This is a genomic window from Calditrichota bacterium (assembly GCA_014359355.1).
GTDB lineage: Bacteria > Zhuqueibacterota > Zhuqueibacteria > JANLFK01 > Oleimicrobiaceae > Oleimicrobium.
In genome coordinates this window covers 1-4507 of sequence record JACIZP010000175.1, presented here as the reverse complement: position 1 = coordinate 4507, position 4507 = coordinate 1, and the positions used below count along the sequence as shown (strand labels likewise).

Sequence of the window (4507 nt, the reverse complement as noted above, 5' to 3'; positions counted from 1 at the left end):
AGCGCAACCGAGCCTTCCAGGTGTGCGCGAAATTGTCCTTGAAAATGGTGGGCGAATTCGATAGATTTCCAAAGCCACAGAAGCGAGAAGAGCCAACGAAAGAATATGCCTCAAAACCGCATACATGTGCTGCCCGAGCATGTGGCCAACAGGATTGCCGCCGGCGAGGTGGTTGACCGCCCGGCGTCGGTGGTCAAAGAGCTCGTGGAAAACGCCTTGGACGCAGGCGCCCGCCAGATAGACATCATCATCAAGGGCGGCGGTAAGCTCCTGGTGCAGGTGATCGACGACGGCTGTGGGATGAGCCCCGAGGATGCACCGCTGGCTTTTCAGCGACATTCCACCAGCAAGATTGCCACTGCTGCTGACCTGGAGAGCATCACGACCCTTGGCTTCCGCGGCGAGGCCTTAGCCAGCATTGCCTCGGTGGCGCGGGTGGAACTGCGCACCGCTGAGGAAGACGCAGGCGAGAGTACGGTGGTGCGGGTCGAGGGTGGGACAATGGTCGAGGTCGGCAAGGAGGCTTTCCGCAAGGGGACCTCGGTGGCGGTGAAGAACCTGTTCTACAACACGCCGGCACGGCGCAAGTTCCTTCGCTCCGACGAGACCGAGTACCGCCATATCCTCACCGTGCTCACTCGTTTCACCCTCGCCTTTCCGGAAGTCGGCTTTTCCCTGGTCAACGGCGACGTGGAAGTCTTTGCCCTGCAACCCAGCAGTCTGCAGGCACGCATTGCGGCTGTGCTCGGCGACCACACCGCTGGGACGATGTTGCCCGTCGAAGACCAGGGCTCGGTTTTGCGCATCTACGGCATGGTCGGCAAACCAGAAGAAGCCCGCAAGTCGCGCGGAAACCAGTATCTTTTTCTCAACCGCCGCTACGTGGTCGACCGCGCCCTCAACCATGCGGTGATGGCAGGCTACGGCGAGAGCGTCACGGGGGGCCTGTTCCCCACGTATGTGCTCTTCCTGGAGATTGACCCCACCCGCGTGGACGTCAACGTGCACCCCACCAAGACGGAAGTCAAGTTGGCGGATGCGCAGTTGGCCTACGACCTCCTGCGCGGGGCAGTGCGCCGCGCCTTGACGCAGCGCGCCGAAGCTCCGCCGCGACCACGGACCCACAGCGACCACCACCCGCCATTGAGCACACGGCGGCAAGTGACTCTCCCCATGGAGTTCTTCGCCCCCGCCGAGGTGGGGCGGGCCTCCAGTCCCTCAAGCGGGGCTGCACCGGCAAACGAGGGCCTTGCGCACCGTGTGCCGTCAGCGCCGGAACGACCCAATGTGTGGCAGTTCCACGACACGTACATCTTGTCCGAGATCAAGAGCGGCCTGGTCATCATCGACCAGCACGCCGCCCATGAGCGCATTCTCTTCGAGCAGGCAATGCGCGACCTGGGTAACTCGAAGCCTTCCTCGCAGCAGCTTCTCTTTCCGCAGACGGTGCAGCTGTCGGCGGAGGACTATGAGCTGTTGATGGAGATGCTCCCCTTCTTGGAAATGCTCGGCTTTCTCATTCGCAGCTTCGGCAAACAGACGGTCGTCATTGAGGGGGTGCCCTCCGGGTATCGGGGCAGCGACGAGGCGCGCCTCTTGCTGGAGGTGATTGACGAGTACCGCGAGAACCGCCGCTCCGGGATAGAGATGCGCGAGAGCGTGGCTCGCTCCTACGCCTGTCACGCAGCCGTGCGCGCGGGGGAGCGACTGTCGGTGGAGGCCATGAATGCGCTCATCGACCAACTTTTTGCCACCGAGAACCCCTACTACTGTCCGCACGGTCGTCCCACCATCATCAACATCTCGCTGGATGAACTCGCCCGGCGCTTCCAACGGTAGCCTGCAAGGGGAGGCAGCATGAGGGGTCGCGTGGACCGCGCAAGGGTCACCATACCAGTGCTCGTCGGCCCCACCGCTGCCGGAAAAAGCGCGCTGGCCCTCAATGTGGCGCTACGCCTGGGCGCCGAGATCGTCTCGGCGGACTCGCGGCAGGTGTACAAGTTCATGGATATCGGTACGGCCAAGCCCACTTTGGAAGAGCGCGCCCTCGTCCCTCACCACCTCATTGACATTCGCAAGCCGGATGAGTACTACAGCGCCGGCGAATATGCGCGCGATGCAGCGGCGGCCATCGCCGAGATATTGGCCAGAGGGCGCTTCCCCATTGTGGTGGGTGGTTCTGGCTTCTACATAAAGGCGCTGGCGGACGGCCTGTTCGGGCCAAAGATCACCGACTTGACCCTCCGCGAGCGGCTGCGCCAGGAAGCGCAAGACCTTGGCGTGCAGGCACTCTGGCATCGCCTGGCAGAGGTCGACCCTGTGAGCGCTGCCCGCCTCCATCCCAATGATGCCCAGCGTATCATCCGCGCCCTCGAGGTGTACGAATCCACCGGGCTGCCGATTTCGCTGCACCAGGCACGCCATCGACCCGAGCAGTCCTTCGCCTGGCATTTCCTCGGCCTGCGCTGGCCGCGGCAAGAGCTGTACGCACGCATAGAACGGCGTGTGGACGAGATGATGGCCCAAGGGTTGGAAGAAGAAGTCCGCCGGTTGCTGGCAATGGGTTATGACGAGCGTCTCATCAGCCTGCGCACCGTGGGCTACAAGGAGATGTTCGCCTTCCTCAGGGGGGAACTGTCAGTGGAGGAAGCGGTGGTCCAGATTAAGCAGCACACGCGCAACTATGCCAAGCGGCAGATGACCTGGTTCCGCCGCGATGCCCGCATACAATGGCTGGAGGTGAACGAGGCCGAGGGGCTTGCCCAGGCGGAGCGCCAGGTGGAGCAAGTCGTCGCGCGGTGCATTGCGGAATTTTCCTCTTGACATTTGCAAAAAATCCTATATCTTTATAGGCGAAAAAACTGGATATCTCTTGAGAGGCGAATGTAGCTCAGCTGGTAGAGCACTGGCTTCCCAAGCCAGCTGTCGCGGGTTCGAATCCCGTCATTCGCTCTATTTTTTTTGTGGGACACAGCTATTGTGACCGCCGTCACGCCTGGGGTTGCTCCAATGGTATAATTTGCACTGGTGAAGATTGGTAGAGGTGGGGCCGCTGCCAGCTGTGGCCACACCGGTGGCGGGTAAAGCTTTGGAACCAGCTGTGAAGGAGGAGCACTATGAGAGCGGTCCGTGCAATGTTCGTGTGCGTGTTGGTGGCGTGCGCGACGCTCGCGTGGGGACAGTACGTCACCCAGGCTGTGGGCGCGGCAGGCAATGTCGATTGGAGTCGGCAAGTCGTGCGTGCCACCGGCATTGGGGCACCGAATCCTGACCACCCCCTGGCAGCACAGCGTGCAGGGGCTATCGAAGCAGCCAAGCGCGCCGCCTTCCGCAATCTTCTCGAAGCAGTGCAAGGGGTTCAGCTTACCTCGGAAGTGACCGTCCGCAACGCCATGGTGGAAAACGACGTCATCAACACGCGCGTGCAGGGCGTCCTGCGCAACTTCACCATCGTGGACACCAAGTACATGTCCACTGGTGACGTGGAGGTCACCGTGGAGATGCCCCTCACTGGCGCTTTGGCGGACGTCTTGTTGCCGGCTCAATTAGGTGGCGGTGTGTACCCCGGGGCGGCTCAGCCGCTCTGCCCGGTGTGCGGCCAACCCTGGCCCGCCGGTAAACCGGTACCACCGGGAGTGCAGCTGATCCAGCCCGGAGCACCTGGCGCGCAGGCACCGACAGCCGGAGTAGGACCGTACACGGGCTTGATCATCGACACTAAGGGCCTGGGCGTGCGTCCGGCCATGGCGCCAAAGGTGCTCGATGAGAACGGCCAGGAAGTATACGGCTCCAAGTTCGTGAGCAGGGATTGGGCCGTGCAGATCGGCATGGTCGGCTACGACAAAGACGTCAACCGGGCTCGCAGCAACGAGCGCGTGACCAACAATCCTCTCATCGTCAAGGCCATCAAGGCGACGGGTGCCAACAAGGCAGACGTGGTCATCTCCAACGCCGATGCGGCCGCCATCCATGCGGCTTCCAGCACCCAGAGCTTCCTGGACAAGTGTCGGGTGATGTTCGTCGTCGACTGATCGCCACGGTGCGTCGACGGAGCGTTGGGCCTTTGCTGCAAGGAGAGCACTATGCAGAACAGAAGTCTAAAGTTCGTCGCAACGCTGCTGGCAAGCGTGCTTGTCCTCTGGCTTGTGGGGTGCGGCCCGAAGGCAATCAAGCCCAAGTCGGTGTTGGACACGCCGGATAACCACTTCAACCAGGGCATGCGGGAGCTGGACCGCGGCAATCTCGATTTGGCCGTGCAGGAGTTCGAGCGCGCCAAGTCACTGGACCCGAAGTACGCCGAAGCTTACGCCGGCCTGGCCTTGGTCCACGCCACCAAACAGGACTTCCAAAAGGCGATGGAGCTGGTTGACCAAGCTCTCGCCAAGAACAAGAACTCCCTTGAGGCGCGCGTCATTAAGGGGCGCATCATCACCATGCGTCGCAAAGGCGATGACTGGATGGAGGAGGCGGTCAAGGAGTTCAAGAAGGCAGCCGAGCAGTATCCAAG

Annotated in this window: 4 protein-coding genes and 1 tRNA gene; all 5 read left to right on the top strand. The window is 61.9% G+C overall.

The window, feature by feature from the left end; all coding sequences use genetic code 11:
* Positions 1 to 105: 105 nt before the first annotated feature.
* Positions 106 to 1839 (top strand): DNA mismatch repair endonuclease MutL, encoded by a 1734-nt coding sequence (gene mutL, locus H5U38_07405; protein MBC7186841.1) that lies wholly within the window; start codon positions 106 to 108, stop codon positions 1837 to 1839.
* 18 nt (positions 1840 to 1857) lie between these two features.
* Positions 1858 to 2823, top strand: coding sequence for a tRNA (adenosine(37)-N6)-dimethylallyltransferase MiaA (gene miaA, locus H5U38_07400; protein ID MBC7186840.1), 966 nt, complete (start codon positions 1858 to 1860; stop codon positions 2821 to 2823).
* Between the two features lie 56 nt (positions 2824 to 2879).
* Positions 2880 to 2952 (top strand) — tRNA-Gly (locus H5U38_07395).
* A gap of 164 nt (positions 2953 to 3116) precedes the next feature.
* On the top strand, positions 3117 to 4031 hold the full coding sequence (locus H5U38_07390; GenBank protein MBC7186839.1) for an LPP20 family lipoprotein: 915 nt from the start codon (positions 3117 to 3119) through the stop codon (positions 4029 to 4031).
* Between the two features lie 51 nt (positions 4032 to 4082).
* The coding region (locus H5U38_07385; protein MBC7186838.1) for a tetratricopeptide repeat protein at positions 4083 to 4507 on the top strand (425 nt) is incomplete at its 3' end.